We start from the raw sequence: 25,235 nt of genomic DNA on the forward strand, positions 1-25,235 counted from the left end.
CCATTGCGCGGGTTCGCACTGGTGATCGGGCCGTGCTGTCGCTCGGAGGCGAGTGCTCAGCGACCTACCGCCGCGCCACTGACGCTCGGATCTGCGCCTTCGCTCGGGTTCACGCGGCTGCACCGTCGCACCACCGCCGCACCACTGCCGCTGAGGCGCGGACCGTCACCGGGGCCGCACCGTCGCCTGACGCCGTGCCGACACCAGGGCCGTGCCTCCGCCTTGCGCCCTGCCGCCGTTCGGCCACCACGATGCAGCACCTCAGCACTCAGCACCTCAGCACCTCAGCACCTCGGCGGCTCAGCGCGCGCCGTACCGCCGTCACACGCCATCGCGACGGCCCGCCGTTCGGTCAGCGCGTCTCGCGACTGCGCTGGCGCCCCGCACGGCCCCACGGCTGATCCGGCGGGTGCGTAGTCCGGGCGCGCAGTCCGGGCGCGCCCGCGCGGTCAGTCGGCGACGCGGAGGAGCACCTCGCCCGTCGTCCCGCCCCGCGGCCGCCCCGCAGCCGCGACGCAGCCGTCCCGCCGCCGCGACGCTACGCCGCCAGGAAGCGGTCCGCCGTCCGCAGCGAGAGCGCCATCGTCGCGAGCGCCGGGTTCGCGATCAGCGCGCTCGGGAACACCGAGTTGTCGCACACCCAGAGGTTCGGCACGTCGAAGCTGCGGCCGTCCGCGTCGATCACGGCGTCGCCCGCGTCGGTGCCCATCCGCACGGTGCCGAGAGTGTGCGCCGTGCGCGCCATGACCCGCGTGCTCGTCGCGCCGGCCGCCTCCACGATCGCGGTCATCGTCCGGATCGCGTGCCGGTCGATCGCCTCCTCGTTGGCGCCCGCCGAGAACGTGATGCGCGCCTTCGGCACCCCGTGCTCGTCCAGCTCGTCGGTCAGCTCCAGCCGGTTGCCGTCGGCGGGCAGGCACTCGGCATTGATCCCGACGCCCGCCGCGAAGCGGTAGCCGTCGAGCGCGTCCATCAGATCCCTGCCCCAGAGGCCCGCGCCGCGGGCGAGCGTCGTCGCGTAGGTCAGCGGCATCACTCCGAGACTCTGGATCAGGTAGCCGCCCGCGAAGTCCGCGTCGGCCGGGCGGACGGTGTCCTCGGTGATCACCGAGGAGGGGTAGCCGCGGTAACCGCGCATCTCGTTCTCGAAGGTGCCCCAGACCTGGGTCGCCCCGTGCGCCAGGAAGTTGCGGCCCACCTGGCCGCTGCTGTTCGCGATGCCGGTGTGCAGGAGGAGCCGGGGCGTCTCGACGCCGCCCGCGCAGAGGAACAGGGCGGAGCAGCGCTGCCGGTGCTCCACTCCGCCGCTCGTGTAGACCACGGCGCACACGCGGCCCGCGGCGTCCAGCTCGATCCCGTGCACGAACGAGTCGGCCCGGATCTCGGCACCGGCCCGCACCGCCTCCGGCAGGTAGGTCACGTCCATGCTCGTCTTCGCGCCGGTCCGGCAGCCCTGATGGCACTGGCCGCAGTTGACGCAGGAGGGCCGGCCGTCGTCCCGCGGGCCGCTGAGCACGGCGGCGGGCGCGTCGGTCGCGCGCATCCCGATCGCCGCGCAGCCGCGCAGCATCATGTCGGCCGAGGCGTTCCGCGCGAGCGGGCCCTGCAGGTAGCGGCGCGACGGGTCCCACGGGTACTCGGCCGGGCCCGCCACTCCGATCGTCGCCTCCACCTTCTCGATGTACGCGGTGAGCTCGGCGTGCTCGATCGGCCAGTCGCGGCCGACGCCGGAGTCGCTCCGGAGCCGCAGGTCGCGCGGGTCGGGGCGGGGCGTGAACGCGCCCCAGTGCAGCGTCGAGCCGCCGACCCCGCGGCCGCTGTTGTTCTGCCCGAAGGCGGTGGGGGTCTCGCCTCCGCTGAGGCGCTCCTCCATCCAGTTGATCTCGACGGCCGCCGTCTCGTCGGCGGTGTGGCCGAGCGGATCTAATTGCGGCCCGGCCTCGAGGGCGACGACGCGCAGCCCGCGAGCGGCGAGCACCGAGAGCAGGGGCGCTCCGCCGGCCCCGGTGCCGATCACGACGGCGTCGACCGTCTCGTCGAGCGGGAAGCGGCGCATGCCGGTCGTGTTCATCGGTGACTCCTCGTCGTCGGTTCCCAGGTCTCGCGGTCGTCGGCGCCGAGCAGGCGGAAGCCCGTCACGAGCGGCAGCGTGTCGCCGCCACTGGCGTAGCCGTCGTAGCCGATCCGCGCCATCGATGCGGGGTGGGCCAGCCACTGCCTGACGAGGTCGACGCGGCAGTCCTCGAACCAGGCGGTCAGCTGCTCGGCACCGAGCCCGCCGGCCGAGCGGTCGCCGAGCTCCGCGGAGCCGTCGGCGATCGCGGTGAGGCGCGCGTCCTGCTCGGCGGGGCCGAGGCCGGCGAAGCCGCGGAGGGTGTCGAGCGCCAGACCGTAGGCGATCGGGTCGGCCGGCAGGTCGGCGTTGCGCCAGCCGTCGCCCTCACCGTTCGCGAGCTGCGTGTCCACCCGTGCGGCCAGGTCGATCCGGCCGCCCTCCTGCGGGACGACCCGGTCGGCGATCGCGCGCAGCTCCGCGAGCTGGGCGACGGTCAGGGCGCGGGGCGCGTACTCCGGGTCGTCGGCGAGCGCGCGCACGGCCAGCAGCCCGCGCACCCGCGTGGAGGTGCGGGCGGAGGCGATGGCCGCGCCGACGTCGGCCGGGACCGACGGCGCCGTGCCGGCCTCCTCCTCCCAGAACCGGCGGATCGCCGCCGCCACCTCGACCGGGCGCTCGAACGGCAGCAGGTGGCCCGCCCCGGCGAGCGTGAGCAGCCGGGCACGGGAGTAGAGGGAGCCGTTGAGGCGGCGCTGCGCGTCGGCGCCGAGGTCGCCGTCCTCACCGCCCGCGATCAGGAGCGCGGGCACCGCCCCGAGGGCGGCCTCGCCGGTGCGGTCCTCACGGCTGCCGTGCTCGAGCCAGTCCCGCCAGCCCTCGGGGGAGTAGCGGCGCAGCTCGGCCAGCACCTCCGCGTCGGCGTCGGCGGGCAGCGGCGAGCCGACGTTCTGGTCGACGAACTCGCGCGCCTGCGCCTCGTCGAGGTGCCCGTCGGCGACCCAGCCGAGCATGGTCGAGCGGCGCTCCTCCTCCATCGGCTCGGGCGAGAGCGGCGACCCGGCGAGGAGCACGACGCCCGCGAGCCCGAACAGGCCCGAGCGGCCGGTGACCGTGCGGGAGGCCACGAGCGAGGCGATCTTCCCGCCCATGCTGTGCCCGAGGAGCAGCCAGCGGGAGGCGCCGTGCTCGCGGATCCGGCGGATCGTGGCGGCGGTCATCTCCTCGAGCGAGGTCCCGGATCCACCGGGCAGGCCGAGCGCGACGAGGTCCGCGACGTCGGCGAGCTCGCGGCCGAGCGCGTCGAAGGCGCGGTCGTCGAGCCCGAGTCCGGGCAGGGCGAAGAGGGTGGGGCGGGGGCTGGTGGACACGGGCGTCCTGTCGGATCGGCCGCGCCACGGCAGTGGGGAGCGGGAGGGGAGCGGCGGCGGGGGCCGACCCTCCTCATCCGACCACACGGCGTGCGCGCGCCCGGACCCTTGCGCCGACGGGGCTCTCGTGCTGTGCTCTGCGCCACCGTTCCGCGCCACGATGCCGGGCGGTCGTGCCGCCCCTCTGTGCCGCGCCTCCGTGGCGGGCCTCAGAGCGGGGAGGCGAACACCACCAGGTTGTCCCGGTAGCGGCCGATCGCCGCGTCGTACTCGCCTCCGCAGGTCACGAGGATCAGCTCCTCCTCGAGGGTCGCGCCGAAGACGCGGGCGGTGGGAAACGCGGCCTTGGCGTGGGACTCGACCGCCGTCACCCGATAGCGGTGGTCGGAGCCGTCCACTCCGCTCACCGCGATCTCATCGCCCGGGGCGAGCTCGCCGAGGCGGAAGAAGACCGCGGGACCGGACCGCGAGTCGACGTGCGCCGCGATCACGGTGCGGCCGATGCCGCCCGGGCGCCCGCCTCCCGAGAACCAGCCGACGTCGTCGTAGTCCACCGGCACCTCCATCGCCCCGTCCGACTGGATGCCCAGGGCGATCAGCGGCTCGTCCAGGCCCATCGCGGGCACGCTCAGCCGGGCGGGCTCGACGCCGACGGTGCGCGCAGGCGCGGCAGCGGCGGGGTCGGGCGCGGGGACCGGGGGAGGAGTGAGCGGGGGAGCAGAAGCGAGGGCCGGAGGCGCGGGCGCGCTCGCGGGCGTCTCCGCTCCTCCGCTCCCGTCCGCGGCGGCGCACCCCGCGAGGAGCAGCACGGCGCACAGTGCCGCCGCTCCGCTCCTCGACCGGGTGCCCACGATCAGGAGGCGGTGCGCCGGCGGGCGACGACCACTCCGGCCGCGCCGAGGGCGGCGACGGCTCCGAGGCCGGCCATCGCAGCGAGACCGGACGGGCCCGTGGCGTCGCTCCCGGCGGCGGTCGCGCCGCCACCGGTCTGGAGGCCGCCGACCGGCACCTGCGAGAGCTGGCCGCGGACGACGCCCGCCGCGTACGAGGCCGTGTGGGAGTCGGCCGCGAAGGCGGCGGGATCGGCCTCGAGGGCCTTCAGCGTGAATCCGGCGCCGGTGTCCGCCCCGTTCGCCTGGATGCCCGTGGTGAAGGGGCCCTGCAGGCAGCCGCTGCTGGTGCGGGGGCCGTCTCCGACCGGCGCGGGGTTCGGGAACGCGATGCGCGGCGGGCCCGCCTTGCCCAGGGCCGCCTGGTGGATGTGCGTCGCGGTCTTCGCGGGGCTCTGGTAGTCGCCGGTCACGCCGGTGAGGGTGATGTCGTAGCAGATGACGTCGAGGTCGCTGTTGACCCGGAAGGTCATCTCGCCCGTGGCGCCGGGCTGGCCGGGGGTCGCGGCGGAGTCGGCGTTCACGACCTGGTCGGGCGTCGCCATCACCGTGAAGGCGCTGGTGAACGAGGACGGCTCGGCGACCTCGGTCTCGGCCTGGGCCGGCGCGGCGGCGAAGAAGGAGGCGGCGGCGACGGCGGTGATGCCGCCGAGGGAGAGCAGGCGGCGGCCGGCGCGGTTCCGCGCGGGGGACGTCTTCGTCATGGTGGAGCCTTTCGATCGCGAGCGCCGAGCGGGCCCGATGCAGGGAGTACGGCCGGAAGCGGCGCCGCGTTCACTCCATCTGAGAAGATCTTCACGGAGACGGTCCTCGCCTCCGATGAACGCCGCCGCCGCCGCGGCCGTACCCCCTTCCGACGGACCACCGGTCCCGACGAGGAGGCGGTGTGGCGCGCACGGCGACGGCACGACGAGACGAAGGGCCCGCGATGCCGCGCGAGCACTCGGAGGTCCCGGCTCCCGTGGTGCGCCTCGAGCCCCGGACGGCGGAGTTCGACCCGGCCGCCGCCTTCGACGAGCACGGGTCCGCCCTGCTCGGCTTCGCGCTCAACGCCCTGCGCGACCGCGGCCTCGCCGAGGACTGCGTGCAGGAGACGTTCCTGCGCGCCTGGCGCTCGCGGGCGAGCTACTCCGCCGAGCGTGCCAGCACCCGCACCTGGCTCTTCGCCATCGCACGCAACGTCGTCATCGACGTGCACCGCTCGCGGCAGCGCCTGCCGCGCCTGGTCGAGGCCGAGGTTCTGGAGGAGGTGCCCGCGGAGGACCGCGACCCCCTCGAGCCGCTCGCGATCGCCGAGGCGCTCGCGCGGCTCTCCGCCGAGCACCGGCAGGTCGTCGTCGCCGTCCACGTGAACGGCGAGACCTACGCCGAGCTGTCGGCCGCCACGAGCGTGCCGGTCGCCACCCTGCGCAGCCGCGCCTTCTACGCTCTCCGAGCGCTCCGCGGTCACCTCGCGGGCGCCGGACCCACGGACGAGGAGAGATCGTGATCGACCGAGACCAGCCCGACGGAGACGAGCCCGGCGGCCGGCGCGAGGGGCTCCTCGCCGCGGCCCTCGCCGGCGACCTCTCCGCCGAGGAGACGCGGGAGTTCGAGAGCCTGCGCGCTGCCGACCCCTCGATCGACCGCGAGCTCGCGTCGTTCGGCGCGGTGGTCGACCGGCTCGGCGCACTGGGCCGCTGGGAGGAGGCGGAGCCGTCGCCGGAGCTGCGGTCGCGCGTCGCGGCGCTCGCCGGGGAGCGGCCCGAGCGCGGGGAGAGTCTGCGTGCCTCGCGCCGCCGGGCCCCGCGCCGCCGTGCCTCGCGTCTCCGTGCCGTCCTGGCCGTCGCCGCGGCGGCCGCGCTCCTCGTCGTGGGCGGCGTCGCCGGAGCGGCCCTGCGGTCTGCCGAGGAGCGCCCCGTCGCGGGACCGCCCGGGACGCTCGGCGCCGTCGAGGCGATTGCCTTCGATGAGCGGACGGAGGGCGTGACGCTCGACGGCTCGCTCGTGGCGCACACCTGGGGCACCGAGACGATCCTCCGCGGGACCGGCTTCGCGCTCGGCGAGAGCTACGACCTCGTGCTGGTCACCGGCTCCGGTGAGCGGCTCCCGTCCGGCTCCTTCCTCGGCAGCTCCGCGGAGCTCGACTGCGAGATGAACGCGGCCGTCCTGCGCGAGTCCGTCGCCGCCGTCGAGATCACCGACGCCGGCGGCGCGCTCGTCGCCTCGGCCGCCCTCCCCGCCGTCACCTGAGAGCCGGCGGCGCGGGCTCGCGGCGCGGCTTCAGCTCGCTGACGAGCGTGCCCGCGACGATGAACCCCGCCCCGAGCAGGGCGAGCGCGGGGAGCCGGTCGCCGGCGAGGCGGCCGATCAGGCCGGCCCAGACGGGCTCGGCGGAGTAGATGATCGTGGCGCGCGACGGCGAGACCGAGCGCTGAGCCCAGTTCATCGTCAGCTGGATCAGGCAGCTGCTCGCCCCGAGCGCGAGCGCGGGGATCAGCCAGGCCCCCGAGAACGCCGGGACCGCCTCGCCCGCGAGGGGCATCGAGGCGAACCCGAGCGCGCCGGCGACCAGCAGCTGCACCACGGTCACCCGGCCGGGGTCGACGCGTCCGGCGACGAGGCCGATCAGGATGATCTCGGCCGCGATCGGCAGCGTGCTCACGATCGTCGCCACCTCGCCCGCTCCGAGCGCGACGCCCGGCTGCGGGCCCGCGATCAGGAGCAGTCCGACGAACGCCAGCGCGACGCCCACCAGCGTCAGCACGCCCGGACGGCGACGGAACACGACCCACTGGAGCAGCGGCACCAGCGGCACGTACAGCGCGGTCAGGAACGCGGAGGTGCTGCTCGGGATCGTCTGCAGCCCGTAGCTCTGCAGGCCGTAGCCCGCGAAGATCATCACCCCGATCGCGACGCCGGCCGCGAGGTCGATCCGCCGCATCCCCCGGAGCGACCGGTGGAACACGACCGCGCTGATCAGCCCCGCGATGGCGAACCGCATCCCGACGAAGAACAGCGGCCCACTGTCCTCCATCGCGATGTGCACGGCGAGGAAGGTCCCGCCCCAGATCGCGGTGATGCCGATGAGCGCCCACTCCGGACGCGTGAAGCGGAGGCCCCGGAGAGGAGAGATGTGCATCATTCTGCACATCCTAGGAGCATCAGGGGCGTGTCGGTGCAGAATAGTGCGCATGTCGGCTCCCGTCCTCGCCCACCTGGGCGGCAACCTCCGCCTCGCGCGGCGCGGAGCCGGGCTGAGCCAGACCGCGCTGGCGGCGCGCTCGGGCATCAGCCGGCGGACGATCGTCGCGGCCGAGGCCGGCGAGGCCAACATCTCGCTGACCGGAGTCGACCGCCTCGCGACCGCCCTCGGCACCACGTTCACTGCACTCGTCTCGGCCCCGGGATCCGCGCCCGCGGCGATCGACCAGGTCGCCTGGCGGGGAGCGGGCGAGGCGAGCGTCGCCGTCCTGCTCTCCTCCGTCCCCGCGCGCCGGGAGGCCCAGCTCTGGACCTGGACGCTCGGCCCCGGGGACCGCTACGACGCGCAGCCCGACCCCGAGGGGTGGCACGAGATCCTGCTCGTCACCGCCGGCGCGCTCCTCCTGGAGCGGGAGGGCGAGGAGCCCGTGCGGCTGGAGCCCGGACGGCACCTCGCCTTCCCGACCTCGCGGCACTACTCCTACGTGAACGCGGTGGATGCCGTCACGACGCTCGTCCGGATCGTGGTCGACTGACGGGTCGGCGCCTCAGGCCCGCGAGCGCAGGGTCTCGAGCAGCGCCGCGGGGGTCTCGGGGTCGTCGAGGCTGATCGCGAACTCGCGCGAGCGGTCCGTCGTCACCACCAGCCCCGGCCCGGCGTGCAGGATGACCGCCGAGCGGCCAGGCATCACCCGGTACCCCCAGCCGCCCCACTCCGACGGCTGCAGCTGGGCCGTGCCGGCCGAGGCGATGGTGTCGAGCGGGATGCGGCGCAGCGGGATGCCGAGGGCGGTCGTGACGACGCGGAGGCCGCGGCGGTCGGCGGTCACCCTCAGGCGGGAGAAGGAGAGGAGCACCAGCGCGACGACGCCGAGGACGACGGCCGTCGCGATCGCCGGACCGGTGGCGCCCGCCGCGGCGAGCGTCGCGAGGGAGAGGGCCGCGCCCGCCGCCGTGGCGACCGCGGCGACGGCGAACACCGGGCCCGTCAGCGTCTGCGACCAGGCGCCGGTCTCCTCCGCCGCGAGCGGCAGGCGGCCGGCGGCCAGGCGGGAGGCGCGCCGGGTGCCCGGAGCGATCAGCGCGGGCACGACGGCGAAGAGCATCCCTCCGAGCAGCGCGAGCAGCCACCCGCCGAGCTCCGCCCCCTCGGCGCGCCCGGCCGCGAGCGTCGTGCCGACCGAGGTCGCCCAGGCGGAGGCGCCCAGCCCGGCCACGAGGCCGAGGGTCGCCAGCAGGAGCCGCGCGGCGCGCCCGACGGCCGCCGCCACGACGCCCGCGACGGCCGGGAGCCCGGAGAGCACGAGGGCGATCGCGAGCAGGGCGCCCGTCGCCGCGGTCGCATCGGCAGCCCCGGTCCCCGACCAGTGCGAGGCGAGCTCCGCGGGCAGAGCGTCGTCCAGGACGAGGCGCGAGACGAGCACTCCGGCGGCGGGGAGCAGGAGGGACGCGGCGGCGAGGAGCTCGCGGCGGCGGTCGGCGGTGGCGGTCATGATCCGGTCCTCTCGATCAGGCGGACGAGCTCCGCCGGGGTGATGCCGCTGCGGCGGGCCTCCGCGAGCAGCTCGTCGACCAGGGCGGTGACGCGCACGAGCCCGGGCCCGGCCGACTCCGTGATCCACGCGCCGCGGCCCCGGCGCATCTGGAGGATCCCGTCGTCGCGCAGGGCGGCGTACGCGCGCAGCACGGTGTGCATGTTGATGCCGAGCGAGTCGGCGAGCTCGCGGGCGGGCGGCAGGCGGTCGCCCGCCGAGAGCTCGCCCCGGGCGACGGCCGAGCGCACCTGCGACTCCAGCTGGTCGGCGAGCGAGCCCGCCGCGGTGTGGTCGACACGGAACAACATGTTCACAATGTTAGTAGAACAAGCAGTGCACCACTAGGCCCTCAGTGCAGCGCGAGCGACACCGCCAGCACCACCATCACGACCGCCACGGCCGCGTCGAGGATCCGCCAGGCCCCGCGGCTCCGGAACAGCGGCCGCAGCGCGCGCGCCCCGAAGCCGAGAGCGGTGAACCACAGCACGCTCCCGGCCGCCGCCCCCGCCCCGAACCACCAGCGCTCGGCGCCGTGCGTGTTCGCCACCGACCCGAGCAGCACGACCGTGTCGAGGTAGACGTGCGGGTTCAGCAGCGTGAGCGCCAGGCACGTGCCGATCGCCGTGCGGAGCGACGTCGAGGCGCCGGCCGGATCGCCGTCGAGGGTCCCCGGCCGCAGTGCGCGCCTCGCCGCCATCACCGCGTAGGCGAGGAGGAAGGCGATGCCGCCCCAGCGGATCACCACCAGCAGCCACGGCGCCGACTCCAGGACCGCTCCGATCCCCGCGATCCCGAGCACGATCAGCGCGGCGTCGCAGAGCGCGCAGATCGCGACGACGGCGGGCACGTGCTCGCGGCGGAGGCCCTGGCGGAGCACGAAGGCGTTCTGCGCGCCGATCGCGATGATGAGCGAGAGGCCGAAGCCGAGGCCGGAGAGGGCGACGAGGAGGGGGGACACGCTCCGACGCTAGGGCTGGGCACTTCTGTAGACCAGCTCATGCTCCTTCAGTACCGTAAGCAATACTGATGCTGACCGACGATCTCGACCTCTCCCGCCTGCGCGCGCTCGCCGCCTCCGTCCGGTTCGGCTCCTTCGACGCCGCCGCCCGGGCCCTGCACATCACCCCCTCCGCCCTCAGCCAGCGGATCAAGGCGCTCGAGACCGCTGCCGGCCGCGTCCTGCTGGTGCGCTCGCGCCCGGTCGTCGCGACCGAGGCCGGTGCGGGGCTCCTCCGCCTCGCCCGCCAGATCGAGCTCCTCGCCGACGACGCCGTCCGCTCGCTCGGCGGCGAGGACGCGGCGGGGGCGGGCCCGGTCGTCCTCCCGCTCGCCGTCAACGCCGACTCCCTGGCCACCTGGGTGCTGCCCGCGCTCGCCTCCGTCCCCGACGTCGTGGTGGAGCTGCACCGCGAGGACCAGGCGCACACCACCGCGTTCCTCCGCGACGGCACCGTGCTGGCGGCCGTCACCGGAGAGTCGGAAGCGGTGCTCGGCTGCACCGTCGCACCGCTCGGAGTGATGCGGTACCGCGCCATGGCCGCGCCCGCGTTCGCCGAGCGCTGGTTCCCGGACGGCGGCACGGCCGGTCTCGCGAGCGCTCCGCTGGTCGTCTTCGACGAGAAGGACCGCCTGCAGGACGACTTCCTCCGAGCCGCCGGCGTCGAGGGCCGCCCGCCGCAGCACCGCGTCCCCGGATCGACCGACTTCGAGCGGGCCGTGCGCCTGGGCATGGGGTGGGGGATGCTGCCCGAGCTGCAGGCCCCGGTCGGCGGCGACGGCCTGGTCGAGCTGGGCGGCGACCCCGTCGACGTCCCCCTCTACTGGCAGCAGTGGGCCCTGCACACGCCCGCCCTCGACGCGGTCGCCGCGGCCGTCTCCGCCGCCGCGCGCGCCGCGCTCCGCTGACCCGCGCGCTGATCTGCGCTGCGCTGACCCGCGCGCTGACCCGCGCTGCGCTGACCCGCGCCGCCGGGGAGGCGCTCAGACCGCGAACACGTCGCGGAGGGTCACCGTCTCGAGCGAGCGCTCGCGGAGGATGTCGACGAGCCGCGCGTAGACCTGCGTCACAGGATCGAAGTTCGCGTGCCCGATCACGATGTGCTGCGGCAGGAACCACTGGTCCGCGAAGCCGACCACCTGCTCGGGCGTGATCCGCCCCGAGTCCGAGAGCGAGCCGTACCAGAGCACCGTCGCCGTGTAGCCGATCGCCGCCGCGGCGGCCCGGCTCCGCTCGTCCGTGTAGCCGAACGGCGGCCGGTAGAAGGGCGCCGCCTCCACCCCGTAGGTCGAGCGGATGAAGTCGCCGTTGCGGCCCAGCTCCTCCTGCACGCCGTCGCTCGAGAGGCTCGTCAGGTCGGCGTGCGACCAGGTGTGGTTCGCGAGCTGCACCTGCCCCGAGGCGACGAGCGGAGCCAGCAGCGGCGCGTTCACGGTCCACGAGTCGTACTTCCCGTTGAGGAAGAAGGTCAGCCGGGTTCCGGTGTCGCGGGCGAACTGCGCGTAGGCGGCGACCACGTCGGAGTCCGCGCCGTCGTCGACGGTCCAGGCTAGCGTGCTCCCCTCGCCGGGCAGCTCCGAGATCGTGCCGGAGGGCAGCGGCGCCTTCCGCCGCACCGGAGCCGCCGCGGCGGTGGTGGTCGGCACGGGGCGGGGAGGGGTCGGGACGGCGGTCGGAGCGGCGGTCGGCAGCACCGCCGCCGGCGCCGTGCTCGGCGGGAGCGCCGCGGGAGCGGGCCGGGCGGGCGTGCACCCCGTCAGCGCGACCGCCGAGGAGGCGATCCCCAGCAGCAGCGCGCGTCGCCTCAACCGGTCCACGGGCCCCCCTCGCGAGCTCCGTCCCCCGGAGCGTCCCCGCGACCGTAGCGGTCGGGGAGGGAGCGGGCAACGCGGCGCGACACCCCTCCCTCCCCGCAGCCTCTACCGGAAGGTGCGCCTGACCGCGTTGTTCGCCGGTGTGGGATCGGCGGCGGCGGTCGACACCCTGGCGTCGATCGTCGTGGCGGCCGGCCGGTCGACCAGCGTCACCGAGTAGGTGGTGCTCCGCCCGGCCGAGACGCTCGGCGCGGTCCAGGTGAGGACCGTCGTGCCCGCGGCCGAGCCCTTCGTCTGCACGGCGCCGGGCGCACTCGCCACCGTTCCGCTGACGACGACCCGGGTGGTCGTCGTCGCCGCGTCCCGGGTGCCGGTGTTCCGGACGGTGATCGTGCCCGAGAGCGGGGCCGTCGCCGCCAGTCCCGGCGCCGGCGCCAGCGTCAGCGTCAGGTCGGCGCGGGTGGAGGACTTCACCTGCAGCGACTGCGTCACCGAGGTCGCGGCGAGCCACGCGGAGTCGCCCGCCTGCGTGGCCCGGACGGTGCAGCTCGCCGCGCCCGTCAGCCGCACCGTCGCCGTGCCCGCGCCGGTGGCGGTCAGCGTGCAGCTGCCGCTCGCGTACAGCTTCACGGGCAGACCGGAGGAGGCGGTGGCCGCGACCGGGTAGGCGATCCCCTTCTCGGGCGAGGACGGCATCGCGGTCGAGAAGGCGACCTTCTGCGCCTTCTTCTTCTGCGGGACGACCGCGGTGACCGCGATCGACTGGGTCGCCCGGGGAGCCGCGTCGTGCGAGGCGTCGCCGGCCTGATCCGCGGTGACGGTGCAGGTGCCGGATCCGCTGAAGGTCACGACGCCGCTCGCGAGCGAGCACGCGCCCGTGGCGCCGATCGTGACCGGCAGGTCGGAGGAGCCGCCCGCCGCGGTCGGCGTGTAGCGGCCGCCCGCGGTCGCCGTGCTCGGAGCCGCGGAGGTGAAGGCGACGGTCTGCAGCGCCTTGCCGATCGGGAAGGTCCGGACGACCTGCTCCGCGGGTGCGTGAGCGTCGTCGCCGGCCTGGTCCAGCGTCAGCGTGCAGGTGCCGACGGAGTCGTAGGACACCGTGCCGTCCTCTCCCAGCGAGCAGGAGTCGGAGGCGTCGAGCACCGGGTCGGCGCTCGACGGGCCGCGGACGATCGACGGGGTCCAGGAGCCGCCGATCCGGGCGTCCGTCGGAGCGGCGTCGCGGAACGTCACCGCTCCCGCTGCCGCGCCGACCTCCACCGACTGCGAGATCCGCGGAGCCGCCGAGTGGCGCTCGTCCCCGGCCTGGTCCGCGGTCACCGTGCAGGTGCCGGAGCGGGTGAAGGTCACGACGCCGTCCGCGACCGTGCAGGACCCGGCCGCTCCGAGCACCACGGGGGCGCTCGACGCGCCGGCCGTCACGACGGGCGTGTAGGAGCCCCCCGCGACCGCCGCGTCGGGGACCGGCGAGGCGAACGCCAGCGTCTGGCCGAGGGCGCCGATCGCGAAGGTGCGGACGGCCTGCGGAGCGGCGCCGTACCGCGAGTCGCCCGCCTGGTCGAGCGTCAGCGTGCAGGTGCCGACGGAGTCGTAGGACACGACTCCCGCGGCCGCCGAGCATGCTCCGGAGGCGGTCAGCACCGGACGCGCCGTGGAGGGCCCGGCGATGATCCGCGGGGTGGTCGTCCCGCCGACCGTCGCGCCGGTCGGCGCGTTGCCGCCGAAGGAGACGGTGCCCGCGAGCAGTCCGACCGCGATCACCTGCGAGGCCCGCTCCGCCGCGTCGTACCGGGCGTCGCCCGTCTGGTCGGCGGTCACCGTGCAGGTGCCCGATCCGGTGAAGGCGACGACCCCGTTGGTGAGCGTGCAGGACCCGGAGGCTCCGAGCACCACGGGCCGCCCGGAGGCTCCTCCGGTCGCGGTCGGACGGTAGGTGCCGCCTGCGAGCGCCGAGTCCGGCGCCTGCGAGGTGAAGGCCACGGTTTGCGCGGTCCGGGTGATCTCGAAGCTGCGCACCGCCGTCGGCGCTGCGCTGTGGCGGGAGTCGCCCGCCTGGTCCAGCGTCAGCGTGCAGGTGCCGGCGGAGTCGTAGGAGACCAGTCGGAAGGGCCCGACGGAGCAGGCGCCGGAGGCCGTCAGCACCGGGGGAGCACTGGAGGGGCCGGCGACGACCGCGGCCGTCGAGGAGCCCCCGACTCGGGCCTCGGCCGGAGCATCGCCGCCGAACGCGACGGTGCCCGCGAGCTGCGAGACCGCGACGGTCTGCGAGGCCTGCGCCGCCGCCGCGTAGCGCCCGTCGCCCGCCTGGTCCGCCGTGACGGTGCAGGTGCCGCTGCCGGCGAAGGTGACGACGCCGTCGGCGAGCGTGCAGGCGCCGGTCGCTCCGATCGTCACGGGGAGCCCGGACGCGCCGCCCGTCGCGGTCGGAGTGAGCGTGTCGCCGGCCGCGGCCGTCGACGGCGCGGTCGAGGTGAAGGCGACGGTCTGCGCGATCGCGGTGATCTCGAAGGTTTGGACCGCCCGCCCGGTGCCGTAGGTGGCGTCGCGGTAGTGGATCGCCGTCAGCGTGCAGGTGCCCGCGGAGTCGAACCGGACGGCGCCGTTCTCGCCGTCGGAGCAGGCGCCCGAGACGCTGAGCACCGAGGGGCCGGAGGACGGTCCGCGCGTGAAGGCAGGAGTGAAGGATCCGCCGACCTCCGCGTCGGTCGGGACGGCGGTCGTGAACGCCACGGAGCCGGGCGCGTAGCCGACCTCCACCTCCTGCACGGCGGGCCGGGCGCTGTCGTACTGCCGGTTGCCGTTCTGGTAGGCGAAGACGCCGCAGACGCCCTTCGTGGTGAAGGTGACCACGCCGTCCTTCGCCGAGCACGACGCGGTGGTGAGGAGGAACGGAGCGATGCCCGAGGCGCCGCCCTCGATCACGGGGCGGTACGTGTCCCCGAGGACGGCGCCGACCGGAGGCGCGCTCGTGATCCGGACCGTCTGCGGGAGGAAGTAGATCGAGTACTCCTGCTCGGCGTGCCGCGCGGGCCAGTAGCCGTCTCCGGGCTGGTCGAGGGACAGCACGCAGAGCCCGGCCCCGTCGTTCCGCACGGTCACTCCGTCCGGGAGGATCGAGCAGTCTCGGCTCGCGGAGAGCACGGGCACGCCCTTCGACGGGCCGGGCACGATCGTCGGCCGGTACGTCTCGAGCGACATCGCGTGCGGGGGCGCGGTGCTCCCGAAGGAGAGGTTCCCCTCGGGAGTCCCGACCGTGATGACCTGCCGGACCTGCGGAGCGGCGTCGTGCCGATCGTCCGCGGCCTGGTCGATCGTCACCGTGCAGGTGCCGTCGCCGAAGAACGTCACCACGTCGTCCGCGATGGTGCAGTTGCCGTTCTCGATCACCGCGATCACGAGCGGGTTGCCCGAGCCGCCGCCGGTCGCCTCGACCGTGTACCGGTCGTCGGTGAACACCCGGTCGGGCGGAGTCGAGGTGACGACGACCGTCTGGGGGATCCGCGAGATCGGGACGAAGCGCACCAGGCCGTCGGCGGCCGCGTACACGTCGTCGCCCGGCTGGTCGAACTGCACGCCGCAGGTCGAGGGCTCGGTGTAGGTCAGGATCTGCGCACCCGTCGCGTCGGGGGCGACGGTGCAGCCGAAGAAGGTCCTGACGAGCACCGGCAGTCCCGAGCTCGAGGTCGCCGTGGCGACGCCGGTCGACTCCAGGACGCCGGTCTTCGGCACCGCGACCGTCAGCGTCTGCGACGCCTTCGCGACCTCGAGATCGAAGGAGGCGCGCCCCGCGGTGTAGTGGTCGTCGCCGGCCTGGTCGGCGGTCACGGTGCAGGTGCCGCTCCGGGTGAAGGTCACGACGCCGTCGGCGATCGCGCAGGATCCGGTCGCTCCGATCGAGACGGGGCTCCCGGAGCCGCCGCCGGTGGCCGTCGGAGTGAAGGTGCCCAGCGCCGTCGGCGCGGTCGGCCGCGAGGAGGTGAAGGCGACCGTCTGCGAGAACTTCCGGACCGTGATCCGGAACGAGGACGTGCCGGTGTTGCCGGCCTCGTCGTCCGCGGTGCAGTCGACCGTCGTGTCCCCGATCGGGAAGACGCTTCCCGAGGCGGGCGTGCAGGTCGAGCCCACGGCTCCGTCGACCGCGTCCTGCGCGGAGGACGCGAAGGTGACGACGGCGCCGGAGACGTCGGCCGGCTCGGCCGTGACGGCGGCGGGCACGGTCACGACGGGGGCTGAGCGGTCGGCCAGCGCGAAGGTGCCGGGGATCGACCGGAGGGTGTAGTTCGGCCCCGCGTCGCCTCCGTCGCACCGCGTGACGTAGTCGCCGACGGGCGTGCGCGCTCCGATCGTCACCTTCCCGGTGCCGTCCGCCGTGTAGTAGGCGCCGGTCGGCTCGGTGACGAACCGGTCGGTTCCTGCGAAGCCGTCGGCCGTGCAGGTGACCGTCGGGGCGGTCGCGGTGCCGTGCGCCTGCGTCCCGGGGCTCGACGCGGTCACCGAGAGGGGCGCCGGCGAGATCGTGAGCGCGCCGTCGATGGTGATCAGCTGTCCCGAGGGGTTCGTCAGGCCGGAGCAGCGCGTGGGGTAGCGGCCGACGGGGGTCGTCGCGGAGAGCGCCAGCGGCGTCGTGAATCCGGTGTCGGACGCCGCGAAGGCGCCGCAGGAGACCGTCCCGGAGGGGGAGCCGGTCACGGAGGCGGTGATCGCGGGGGGAGTGGATCCGTAGGTCGACGAGGGCGAGGAGGCGGTCACCATCGGGACGGCCGCGACGATGCGCAGCGCGCCGTCCTTGTACCCCGCGATCGTGTAGTCGCTGCTGACCTTCGCGCCGCTGCACCGCGTGGTGAAGGTGGTGAAGGTGGAGGTGGGCCAGTTCGGGATCAAGCGGTAGATGACGTCGTCCGCCGTGACGATCGGCCGGTAGACGCCGGCCGTGAGCGGGGCGCCGAAGGTGTCGGTGCCGACGAAGGCGGCCGTGCAGCGCAGGTCGGGGGACGGCGCGCCTCGCGGGTAGTCGACCGTCGGGGCGGTCACCGTGAGCGCCTTCGGCTTCGCCGTGAAGCTCTGCAGGGGCTCGCCCGCCCAGCCCAGAGGAGCGAGCGCGTCGAGCCTCGCCGCGAGCGTGCAGACGCCGGCGTGGAGCACGGTCACCCTCATGCCGCTGACGGAGCAGGTCTCGGCGGTCCTGCTGCTCAGGACGATCGAGCGGCCGGGCACATCGACGGCCTGCGCGTAGGGGCTCGCGTCGAAGGAGTCGCCGTACGCCTTCTGCGGGAGCGTCGACAGGTCGAAGCGCACGCCGCCCACCGCCACGGTGGCCGGCTCGCTGCGGACGCTGCCCCCGCAGGTGGTCAGGGTCGCCCGGTAGCGGTAGGAGCCGGTGGGATCGGGGCCGGCCTCGAGGAACGCGGTCCCGTCCTCCCGGGCGCCCGCCCGGCCGAGCGCGGGCTTCCACGTGGCGCCGCCGTCCGTGGACCTCTCCCAGGACACGGCGGGGATGCCGCCGTAGACGGCCGAGACGCTCACGCCCATCGTCAGCGTGTAGACCTGGTTGGTGACGCCCGCGATGTCCGAGGGCTGCCGGGTGATGACGGGTGCCGCCGCGCACGCGCGCACCTCGTGGCGCAGAGCGGGGAGCGCCGACCAGCTCCCTCGTCCCGCCTCGGCGGGGGTGATGGTGTCGGGGTAGTGCGCGCGGATCTCGTTCCAGCCCTGCGGGATGTCCCTCGTGGTCAGCACGCCGACGCCGTCCGCGTCGAGGGTCACCCTGCTGGTACCTGCACCGGTGAGGATCTCGACGGTGCCGCCGGCGGCCACCGGCCGGCCCAGGCTCGGGATGGTCACCTTCGCGGTGACGGTGACCTCCTGCCCGAGCATCGAGAAGTCGGGGGTCCGCGTCACGGTCACGGCGGTGTCGTACACCGGAGCGACCACGGGGTCGGCCGCCGTCGGGCCGGCCGTCTGCGAGATCCTCGTCACGCTCGGGTGCACGTAGCTCGAGCCGCCGCCGCCGGCGCCGGGGTCGTTCATGACGCCGAGGGTGTCGTTCATGCTGCCGAACACGTAGGGCGATCCGCCGCCGCCGCCGTACCACCAGCCGGCCCCGCCGCCGCCGCCGCTGTGGCCGGGGAACGAGCAGTTGCCGCCGCCGCCGCGGGAGGCGCCGGCGTCGGCGCCCTTGCCGTCGTTGAGGAACACGCCCCACTGGCCGTTGTTGCCGTCGGCGCACTCGCCGAACGTGCTGTAGCCGCGGGCGCCGGGCGAGCCGCCCGAGCTCTGCCCGGCCGCGCCGCCGCCGCCGCCGTCGGCCGCGTTGTTCCTGCCGCCGTTCCCGCCGCCCCTCGCGCCGCTGCCGGCGTCGGCGTCGCCGCCGACCGAGGACCGCCCGCCGCCGCCTCCGCCGCCCGCCGCCACGGCGAGGGCGTGCTGACAGCCGTCCGAGCCGGCCGTGCTGAGGTACTGGGCGTCGCCGCCCGCGCCGCCGGAGTCGCCCGCGTAGACGCCGCCGTTCACGTAGCGCGTGGCGCCTGCCGCTCCGGCCGGGGCGCCCGTGAGGCGCCCGATCTCCAGCACCTGCCCGGGCGTGACGGGCACCTCCACGACGAGGCTGGAGCCGCGTCCGCCGGCGTTGCCCGTCCCGAGGCCGCTCGCACCCTTCCCGCCGTTCTGGCCGCTGAGGACGGCTCGGACCGTCGAGACCCCGGTCGCGGGAACGGTGTACTGCGACACCGGCGAGACCTTCGGGGAGGTGAAGCACGCGGTGCTGAAGACCGGCGCCGCCGACGCGGTCGGCGCGGCCACGACGCTGAGTCCTGCGCCCGCTACGAGCACGGCCGCGGCGACGAGGGAACGGAGGAAGGACTGGCGCATGTGCTGCTACTCCCGGCTGCTGCCGGGAGCGGGCGCCCGCGGTCGGCTCAGAGTAGGGCGGTCGTCGACCCGCGAGGAAGGCGCAAGATACACGAACGCCCTGCTCGGGGGGTACGGGAGGCCACTTGTGCCGGAACCTCCCAGGAAGTCCCCGTGCACGTCCGGGCAGCGTCCCCACCCTGTCCGGGCAGTGTCCCCACCCTGTCCGGGCAGTGTCCCCACCCTGTCCGGGCAGTGTTCCCACCCTGTCGGGAGAGTGTCCCCACCCTGTTGCGGCCGCCGCCCGGGTCGCGTAGCCTAGCGAGGTTGCGTGCATCTGCACGCGCTTGCGTGCTGCCCACCGGGCAGGAGCTCCGGCTCCGGCCGGACAGGCGGGCGGTGCGCCGACAAGTGACCTTGGGTGGGTCGGGCGGGGCTTCCTGCCGCGCGTGATCCACGGTAACCACACATGGAGGAAACCATGGCAGCAGTCTGCCAGGTGACCGGAGCCGTCCCCGGCTTCGGGCACGCCATCTCGCACTCGCACCGGCGCACCAAGCGCCGCTTCGACCCGAACGTGCAGAAGAAGACGTACTACGTGCCGTCGCTTCGCCGTAACGTCACCCTGACCCTCTCGGCCAAGGGCATCAAGGTCATCGACGCCCGTGGCATCGAGTCCGTCGTCAAGGATGTTCTCGCTCGCGGGGTGAAGATCTAATGGCCAAGCAGCAGGACGTCCGTCCGATCATCAAGCTCCGTTCGACGGCCGGCACCGGTTACACCTACGTGACCAAGAAGAACCGCCGCAACGACCCCGACCGTCTCGTGCTCAAGAAGTACGACCCCGTAGTGCGCAAGCACGTCGACTTCCGCGAGGAGCGCTAAGTATGGCCAAGAAGAGCAAGATCGCCCGCAACGAGCAGCGCAAGGTGATCGTCGACCGCTACGCCGCCAAGCGCCTCGAGCTGAAGAAGGCCCTGGTCGACCCGGCCGGGACCGACGAGACCCGTGAGGCCGCCCGCGTCGGCCTCCAGAAGCTCCCCCGCAACGCCTCGCCCGTCCGCGTCCGCTCGCGCGACGCCGTCGACGGCCGCCCCCGCGGCAACCTCACGAAGTTCGGCATCTCGCGTGTCCGCTTCCGTGACATGGCGCACCGCGGCGAGCTGCCCGGTATCACCAAGTCCAGCTGGTGACCGAGCGCCGCTAGCGGCGTGAACGACCGAAGGCCCGTGATCGAAGGATCGCGGGCCTTCGTCGTCCCGCCGGCGGACGTAAAATGTGCGGATGACCGACTCCAGCCTGCCCACCGTCGCCGAGATCGCGGCGCTCATCGACCACGCGATCCTGAAGCCCGAGCTCACCCGCGCCGAGGTCGACGCCCAGCTCGACGAGGCGCGCGCGTCCGGCGTGTTCAGCGTCTGCGTCCGCCCCTCCGACATCGCCCACTCGGTCGCTCGGCTCGAGGGCTCCGGCGTCCTGGTCGGCACGGTCATCGGCTTCCCCCACGGCACCACCTCGACCGCAGCGAAGGTCGCGGAGTCGCGTCAGGCGCTCGCCGACGGCGCGTCCGAGCTCGACATGGTCGTCAACATCGGCCGCCTCCGCAGCGGCCTGCTCCAGGACGTCGAGGACGACGTCCGCGCCGTGGTCGAGGCCGCCGAGGGCCACGTCGTCAAGGTCATCCTCGAGACGAGCCTCCTCGACGACGAGCAGGTCGTCGAGGGCAGCCGGGCCGCCGAGCGCGCCGGAGCGGACTTCGTGAAGACCGCCACCGGCTTCGCGGGCGGAGGCGCGAACGAGCACGACCTCCGCCTCATGCGCGGCGCCGTCTCGGAGGCCGTCCAGGTGAAGGCGTCCGGCGGCGTCCGCGACCTCGACACGCTCCTCGCCTACCGCGGCCTCGGCGTCACCCGCTTCGGCACCAGCGGCTCCGCGACCATCCTCGGCGACCTCGCCGCGCGGCACTCGGGCGACTCCTCCGCGGCACGTGTCGACTCCGCCTCCTACTGACGGAGCGGCCGACGAGGGCCGCACCGCACCCGCCGACCGGATGACGCCCGTGCGCCTGCGCCCGGGCCGCGCCGGCCGGTGGGCGGAGCGGACCCGCCGCCCCCTCGACGAGATCGCCCGCGCCCTCAAGGAGCGCGTCTACGCGACCTTCACGGGCCTGGCCGTGGTGATGATCTACCTCGTCGGCGACCACCCCGACGCGGTCCACGCCCTCCAGAGCCTCGTGATCTCGATCATCGGGATCTCGGCCGCGGGCTTCGTCGCCGAGGTGATCGCGCACCAGGTCGTGCACGCCTCGGCGCCCTCGCGCTCCGAGACGCACACCATGCTGCGGATCGCGGGCGGGGCGCTCGCCTCGGCGTCGCTGCCGGTCCTCGCGCTCGGTGCCGCGGCGCTGGGCTGGATCGACGCGACGGTCGCGCTGCGGATCGGCGCGGGCGTCTACGTCGCCACGCTCGCGGGGATCGCCCTCATCGCCGTCGTGCGCGCGGGCCTCTCCCGGAAGGAGAGCATCTTCTCGCTGCTCGGGATCGTGGGCCTCGGCGTGCTGGTCGTCGGCGTGCTCGCGCTCGCGCACTGATCCGGAGGCGCCGCCGCGCGTAGGCTCGGACGGATGACGTCACGCACCAGGGTCGAGCTCGGCCGCCGGGAGGACCTCGGCGCCGACTGCGCGAACTGCTTCGGCCTGTGCTGCGTGGCCCTCGCCTTCGCCCGCTCCGCCGACTTCCCGTTCGACAAGCGCGCCGGGGACCCGTGCGTGAACCTCGACGGCGCGGACGCGTGCACGATCCACCGCCGGCTCCGGCCGCAGGGCTTCGTCGGCTGCACCGTCTTCGACTGCTTCGGCGCCGGCCAGAAGGTCTCGCAGCACACGTTCGGCGGCGTCTCCTGGCGGTCGGATCCGGCCGTGCGCGAGCGGATGTTCGCGGTGTTCCCGCTGATGCGCCGCCTGCACGAGCTGCTCTGGTACCTCGACTCCGCACTGGCGCTTCCCGGTGTCGGCGCGCCGCTCCTCGACGAGCTGCGCGAGCGGTTCGACGCGGTGCACGCGCACACCCTCGGTGAGCCGGAGCAGGTGGTCGCGGTCGACGTCGACGCGGAGTACGGAGCGTCCCGGCCGCTCCTGATCGCGGCGAGCGCGGCCGCTCGCGCAGGAGCGGCGCCGGCTGCCCGCCGGTCGAGGGGCCGTCGGCTCGCTCCGGGTGCCGATCTGGCGGGCGCACCACTCCGGAACGCGGACCTGCGGGGAGCGGATCTGCGGGGCGCGCTCCTCCTGGCTGCGGACCTGCGGGGTGCGGATCTGCAGCGGTGCGACCTGCTGGGGGTGGACCTTCGCGATGCGGACGTGTCCGGCGCGCGGCTCGCCGAGGCGGTCTACCTCACCCAGGCGCAGGTGAACAGCGCTCGAGGGGATGCGGCGACCACGCTGCCGTCGCACTTCGAGCGCCCGTCGCACTGGGGCGGCTAGGCCGCCACGTCAGAGGCTGCGGGGGCCGCCCAGCGACTCGTCGCCGCCCTCGTCGTCGACGCCGAGGGCCTCGACGACCTCGCGGCCGAGGAGGTGCGCGCCGCTCCAGCCCTCGATGACGCACCGGGGGAACGCCTCGCGGTCCGGCGAGCCGAGCCATGCGGCCGCGGCCTCGCGGGCCCATGCCTCCGAGGCGTACACGCCGATGATCTCGGTGCGGTCGTCCCACGGCGTCGCGGTCGAGAGCACGAAGTGGTCACCGTTCACGATCGGATCTCCTCCGGCTCTCGGGGTTCAGCGACCCCGTGGGAGTGCGGGACCGGACCGGACGCTACCCGCGGGCGGGGGAGCGCGTCTCCGGGGTCGACACGAGCGCGGATGAAGGCTACGGGAACGTCGAGCGCGGCGCGATCACCCGATGGTCCCACGCAGGCGGGCGTTCAGCCCACCCAGAGCCGTCGCGATCTCGTTCTCGTCACTTCCGGGGAGGAGGGCTCCGCCCTGCTCGAGGCCGTGGCGCAGGGCCTCGACCTCCTCAGGGGGGAGTCCGCCGCTGTCGAGGAGGGCCTGGAGGGCGGCGAGGATGCCGACGAGGGCGACGGCGTCGTCCAGGTCGAGGGGGCGGACGCAGGACTTCTCCATGTCATCGCTCCTGTTCGGGTCAGACGACGCGCGGGTCGGACTCCTGGGTGTCGTCCTCGGGGATGTGGACGTCCTGGACGGTCACGTTGATCTCGGCGACCTCCATGCCGGCGATGTGCTGGATGGCGTCGGCGACGGCGGAGCGCACGTCCTCGGCGACCTTCTGCAGCGGCGCGGGGTACTCGGCGACGATGGTGATGTCGGCGGCGACCTGGCGCTCGCCGACCTCGACCTTGACGCCCTGGCCGCGGTCGTCGTTGCCGATCGCACTGCGGATGGCGCCGATCGCTCGGGCCGCTCCTCCGCCGAGGGCGTGGACGCCCGGGACCTCGCGCGCGGCGATGCCGGCGACCTTGGCGATGACGCCGTCCTCGATCACGGTGCGTCCGGATCCGGTGCTGGTCTGACGGGTGGTGGTCGCGGTGGTCTCGGCCATGGTCTCCTCTTTCGCTCGGGGCCCGATCGCTCGATCAGGCGGGGTATGCAGGTAGGACGCTCCGTCGACGCCGAACGTCACGGTCGGATCCGGCCCGCCCAGGCAACTGCCAGAGAGGAGGGCCGGGCCGGGCCGGTCCTCTCAGGAACGCGGTCGACGCCCGTCGATTCGCCCTCGGCCCGGTGCTGTGGTGGCATGGAGCCGTGACCGACGCGACCGCCCCGCAGGCGCCCCTCCCCGATCGGACGGCCGCGCGCATGCGCCCGCGCGCCCTGCTCGTCCTGGCCCTGATCGGCGCGGTCGGCGGGACCCTGTCGGGCGCGTTCGGCGTCGGCGGCGGGATCGTGATGGTGCCGATGCTGATCGCGTGGGCCGGGATGGACCAGCGCCGCGCCTCCGCCACCTCGCTGCTCGCGATCGCTCCGACCTCGGTCGCCGGAGCGTTCGGCTACGCCCTCGCCGGTCAGGTCGCCTGGGTCCCGGCGGCGGTGATCGCGGCTGCGGCGATGCTCGGGGCGGTGGCCGGATCCTGGCTGCTAGCGCGGCTGCCTCTGGGCGTGCTGCGCTGGATGTTCGTGGCGCTGCTCGTGGCCGCGGCGGTGCGGATGGCCGTGTTCGGCTCGAACGACACCGGCGACGTCGCCGAGGGCTGGGGCGTGTGGCCCGGATTCGCGGGGCTCGGCATCGGGATGGGCGTCGCCTCCGGCCTCTTCGGCATCGGCGGCGGAGCGATCGCCGTGCCGGTCCTGGTCGGGGCCTTCGGGCTCGCGGACCTCCTGGCCAAGGGCACCTCGCTCGCCGCGATGATCCCCACGGCGGTCATCGGCTCGATCGCGAACGCCCGGCGCGGCCTGCTCGACGTGCGCGCGGGCCTCGTGGTCGGGCTCACCGCGACGGCGTTCTCCTTCGCAGGAGTGGCGCTCTCCTTCCTCCTGCCGGCGCGCGTGTCCGGGATCCTCTTCGCGGTCCTCCTCCTGCTCGCGGCGGTGCAGCTCGCCCTTCGCGGGCGGCGCCGCTGAGCCCTGCACGACGCGGATCCCCGCCGTCAACGCCCTGTCCGATCCGTCGCAGACGCTCGTAGCGTCGTCGCGATCGGGCGCGGGCCCGGAGGGGCGGGAGCACGATGGAGCAGCAGCAGCAGCGGGATCAGCAGCACCGGCAGCAGCGGCGAGGGGGCGGCGCGAGCCTGCACCGGGACGTCGCACCCGGGGTGCACCGGCTCGAGCACGCCTGGACGAACCTCTACCTGATCGAGGAGGCGGGCCGGCTGACCGTCGTCGACGCCGGACTCCCGAGGACGTGGCCGCACCTGGTCCGCGCGCTGGAGGTGCTCGGCCGCTCGCTCGGCGACATCGACGCCCTCGTGCTGACCCACGCGCACTTCGACCACCTCGGCGTCGCCCGCAGCCTCGTCCGGCGGGGCGTCCCCGTGCACCTGCACGCGGCCGACGAGCCGCTCGCCGCGCAGCCCTACTCCTACCGCCGCCAGCGCACCCCGTTCGTGTACCCGCTGCTGCACCCCTCCGCGATCCCGGTGCTCGGAGCGATGGCCCGTGCGGGCGCGCTCGCGGTGCCGCCCGTGCACGGGACCCTGCCGCTGACCGCCGGAGCGGTGCTCGACGTGCCCGGATCGCCCCGCGTGCTCGCGACTCCGGGGCACACCGACGGGCACGTCTCGCTGCACCTGCCCGAGCGCGACGCGGTGATCGGCGGAGACGCCCTGGTCACGCTCGACCCCTACTCCGCGCGCACCAGCCCGCACCTGGTCGCGCGCGCCGCGACCGCCGACACGGCGCAGTCCCTCGACTCGCTGCGGGTCCTCGCCGGGACCGGGGCGCGGACACTGCTCCCCGGCCACGGCGCGCCCTGGCGCCTGGGCGTCGCGGCGGCGGCCGAGCTCGCGGCGCGGACGCCGATCGCCTAGGGCGCGCCGCCGCAGGCCGCTCAGAGGCCGGTGGCCTGCCTCCCCGGCCGACCCGGCCCCGCAGCCG

General features: G+C 74.8%; 25 protein-coding genes. 12 read left to right on the forward strand and 13 right to left on the reverse strand.

Features of this window, described 5'->3' with window-relative positions; genetic code table 11:
• Window positions 1-538: 538 nt before the first annotated feature.
• The 4 genes from C5C44_RS05105 to C5C44_RS05120 form a co-directional block, all read right to left on the reverse strand.
• Window positions 539-2,071, reverse strand: a complete 1,533-nt coding sequence (locus C5C44_RS05105) for a GMC family oxidoreductase (RefSeq protein ID WP_104335451.1) — start codon at window positions 2,069-2,071, stop codon at window positions 539-541.
• Window positions 2,068-3,423: an alpha/beta hydrolase gene (locus tag C5C44_RS05110; RefSeq protein WP_104335452.1), complete on the reverse strand. Its 1,356-nt coding sequence runs from the start codon at window positions 3,421-3,423 to the stop codon at window positions 2,068-2,070. The genes C5C44_RS05105 and C5C44_RS05110 overlap by 4 nt, the downstream gene beginning before the upstream one ends.
• A gap of 209 nt (window positions 3,424-3,632) precedes the next feature.
• On the reverse strand, window positions 3,633-4,274 hold the full coding sequence (locus C5C44_RS17290) for a class F sortase (RefSeq protein WP_181132726.1): 642 nt from the start codon (window positions 4,272-4,274) through the stop codon (window positions 3,633-3,635).
• 2 nt (window positions 4,275-4,276) lie between these two features.
• Window positions 4,277-5,017, reverse strand: coding sequence for a CHRD domain-containing protein (locus tag C5C44_RS05120; RefSeq protein ID WP_104319943.1), 741 nt, complete (start codon window positions 5,015-5,017; stop codon window positions 4,277-4,279).
• A gap of 224 nt (window positions 5,018-5,241) precedes the next feature.
• On the opposite strand from C5C44_RS05120, the gene C5C44_RS05125 reads away from it, so the two are divergent.
• Both C5C44_RS05125 and C5C44_RS05130 read left to right on the forward strand, forming a co-directional pair.
• Window positions 5,242-5,802, forward strand: a complete 561-nt coding sequence (locus C5C44_RS05125; protein WP_104256617.1) for a sigma-70 family RNA polymerase sigma factor — start codon at window positions 5,242-5,244, stop codon at window positions 5,800-5,802.
• The gene (locus C5C44_RS05130; protein ID WP_104335454.1) at window positions 5,799-6,545 is read left to right on the forward strand and encodes a hypothetical protein; all 747 of its coding nucleotides are present in this window, start codon (window positions 5,799-5,801) and stop codon (window positions 6,543-6,545) included. Before C5C44_RS05125 ends, C5C44_RS05130 begins: the two co-directional genes overlap by 4 nt.
• Here C5C44_RS05130 and C5C44_RS05135 read toward each other — a convergent pair.
• Window positions 6,538-7,437 (reverse strand): DMT family transporter, encoded by a 900-nt coding sequence (locus tag C5C44_RS05135; protein WP_258066671.1) that lies wholly within the window; start codon window positions 7,435-7,437, stop codon window positions 6,538-6,540. The two genes, C5C44_RS05130 and C5C44_RS05135, sit on opposite strands and share 8 nt — an antisense overlap.
• A gap of 49 nt (window positions 7,438-7,486) precedes the next feature.
• Between C5C44_RS05135 and C5C44_RS05140 the strand changes: the two genes are divergently transcribed.
• Window positions 7,487-8,032 carry a helix-turn-helix domain-containing protein gene (locus tag C5C44_RS05140; protein WP_104292936.1) on the forward strand — a complete coding sequence of 182 codons (546 nt, stop codon included), beginning with the start codon at window positions 7,487-7,489 and terminating at the stop codon, window positions 8,030-8,032.
• 12 nt (window positions 8,033-8,044) lie between these two features.
• Here the strand turns inward: C5C44_RS05140 and C5C44_RS05145 are convergent, their stop codons facing one another.
• Genes C5C44_RS05145 through C5C44_RS05155 form a run of 3 tightly spaced genes read right to left on the reverse strand, consistent with a single transcriptional unit; the run spans window position 8,045 to window position 9,989 of the window.
• Window positions 8,045-8,989, reverse strand: a complete 945-nt coding sequence (locus tag C5C44_RS05145) for a hypothetical protein (protein WP_104335455.1) — start codon at window positions 8,987-8,989, stop codon at window positions 8,045-8,047.
• Window positions 8,986-9,339 (reverse strand): GntR family transcriptional regulator, encoded by a 354-nt coding sequence (locus C5C44_RS05150; RefSeq protein ID WP_104335530.1) that lies wholly within the window; start codon window positions 9,337-9,339, stop codon window positions 8,986-8,988. Before C5C44_RS05150 ends, C5C44_RS05145 begins: the two co-directional genes overlap by 4 nt.
• A 41-nt stretch (window positions 9,340-9,380) precedes the next feature.
• Entirely contained in the window at window positions 9,381-9,989 is a 609-nt protein-coding gene (locus tag C5C44_RS05155; protein ID WP_104335456.1) for a LysE/ArgO family amino acid transporter, read from the reverse strand.
• Between the two features lie 68 nt (window positions 9,990-10,057).
• Here C5C44_RS05155 and C5C44_RS05160 point away from each other — a divergent pair, with 68 nt between their 5' ends.
• Window positions 10,058-10,936, forward strand: coding sequence for a LysR family transcriptional regulator ArgP (locus tag C5C44_RS05160; protein ID WP_104227346.1), 879 nt, complete (start codon window positions 10,058-10,060; stop codon window positions 10,934-10,936).
• Window positions 10,937-11,011: 75 nt separating this feature from the next.
• Here C5C44_RS05160 and C5C44_RS05165 read toward each other — a convergent pair whose 3' ends face one another.
• Window positions 11,012-11,845, reverse strand: a complete 834-nt coding sequence (locus C5C44_RS05165; RefSeq protein WP_219827833.1) for a polysaccharide deacetylase family protein — start codon at window positions 11,843-11,845, stop codon at window positions 11,012-11,014.
• A 102-nt stretch (window positions 11,846-11,947) separates the two neighbouring features.
• Entirely contained in the window at window positions 11,948-18,709 is a 6,762-nt protein-coding gene (locus C5C44_RS05170; protein ID WP_146084308.1) for an HYR domain-containing protein, read from the reverse strand.
• A 460-nt stretch (window positions 18,710-19,169) separates the two neighbouring features.
• Between C5C44_RS05170 and rpmB the strand changes: the two genes are divergently transcribed.
• From rpmB to C5C44_RS05200, 6 genes are all read left to right on the forward strand, one after another.
• Window positions 19,170-19,406 carry a 50S ribosomal protein L28 gene (rpmB, locus tag C5C44_RS05175; RefSeq protein ID WP_056038148.1) on the forward strand — a complete coding sequence of 79 codons (237 nt, stop codon included), beginning with the start codon at window positions 19,170-19,172 and terminating at the stop codon, window positions 19,404-19,406.
• The gene (gene rpmG / locus C5C44_RS05180; protein WP_027692168.1) at window positions 19,406-19,573 is read left to right on the forward strand and encodes a 50S ribosomal protein L33; all 168 of its coding nucleotides are present in this window, start codon (window positions 19,406-19,408) and stop codon (window positions 19,571-19,573) included. The genes rpmB and rpmG overlap by 1 nt, the downstream gene beginning before the upstream one ends.
• A 2-nt stretch (window positions 19,574-19,575) precedes the next feature.
• Window positions 19,576-19,881, forward strand: a complete 306-nt coding sequence (rpsN, locus tag C5C44_RS05185; RefSeq protein WP_104225107.1) for a 30S ribosomal protein S14 — start codon at window positions 19,576-19,578, stop codon at window positions 19,879-19,881.
• Between the two features lie 91 nt (window positions 19,882-19,972).
• The gene (deoC, locus tag C5C44_RS05190; protein ID WP_181027245.1) at window positions 19,973-20,698 is read left to right on the forward strand and encodes a deoxyribose-phosphate aldolase; all 726 of its coding nucleotides are present in this window, start codon (window positions 19,973-19,975) and stop codon (window positions 20,696-20,698) included.
• Complete coding sequence (locus C5C44_RS05195; RefSeq protein ID WP_146084309.1) at window positions 20,676-21,278, forward strand: hypothetical protein; 603 nt, start codon at window positions 20,676-20,678, stop codon at window positions 21,276-21,278. The genes deoC and C5C44_RS05195 overlap by 23 nt, the downstream gene beginning before the upstream one ends.
• A gap of 33 nt (window positions 21,279-21,311) precedes the next feature.
• Window positions 21,312-22,166 (forward strand): pentapeptide repeat-containing protein, encoded by an 855-nt coding sequence (locus tag C5C44_RS05200; RefSeq protein ID WP_104335458.1) that lies wholly within the window; start codon window positions 21,312-21,314, stop codon window positions 22,164-22,166.
• A 9-nt stretch (window positions 22,167-22,175) separates the two neighbouring features.
• Here the strand turns inward: C5C44_RS05200 and C5C44_RS05205 are convergent, their stop codons facing one another.
• The 3 genes from C5C44_RS05205 to C5C44_RS05215 all read right to left on the reverse strand — a co-directional run bounded on the left by C5C44_RS05205 (window position 22,176) and on the right by C5C44_RS05215 (window position 23,244).
• Entirely contained in the window at window positions 22,176-22,433 is a 258-nt protein-coding gene (locus C5C44_RS05205; protein WP_104225104.1) for a hypothetical protein, read from the reverse strand.
• A gap of 144 nt (window positions 22,434-22,577) precedes the next feature.
• The gene (locus tag C5C44_RS05210; RefSeq protein WP_104225103.1) at window positions 22,578-22,808 is read right to left on the reverse strand and encodes a hypothetical protein; all 231 of its coding nucleotides are present in this window, start codon (window positions 22,806-22,808) and stop codon (window positions 22,578-22,580) included.
• 19 nt (window positions 22,809-22,827) lie between these two features.
• Complete coding sequence (locus C5C44_RS05215; RefSeq protein ID WP_104225148.1) at window positions 22,828-23,244, reverse strand: Asp23/Gls24 family envelope stress response protein; 417 nt, start codon at window positions 23,242-23,244, stop codon at window positions 22,828-22,830.
• Window positions 23,245-23,447: 203 nt separating this feature from the next.
• On the opposite strand from C5C44_RS05215, the gene C5C44_RS05220 reads away from it, so the two are divergent.
• A complete protein-coding gene (locus C5C44_RS05220) occupies window positions 23,448-24,263 on the forward strand; it encodes a sulfite exporter TauE/SafE family protein (RefSeq protein ID WP_104335459.1) in 816 nt (271 codons plus the stop codon).
• A gap of 104 nt (window positions 24,264-24,367) precedes the next feature.
• Window positions 24,368-25,168 carry an MBL fold metallo-hydrolase gene (locus C5C44_RS05225; RefSeq protein ID WP_104335460.1) on the forward strand — a complete coding sequence of 267 codons (801 nt, stop codon included), beginning with the start codon at window positions 24,368-24,370 and terminating at the stop codon, window positions 25,166-25,168.
• Window positions 25,169-25,235 lie beyond the last annotated feature (67 nt).

The sequence above is a fragment of the Rathayibacter sp. AY1F6 genome, assembly GCF_002932035.1.
Taxonomy (GTDB): Bacteria; Actinomycetota; Actinomycetes; order Actinomycetales; family Microbacteriaceae; genus Rathayibacter.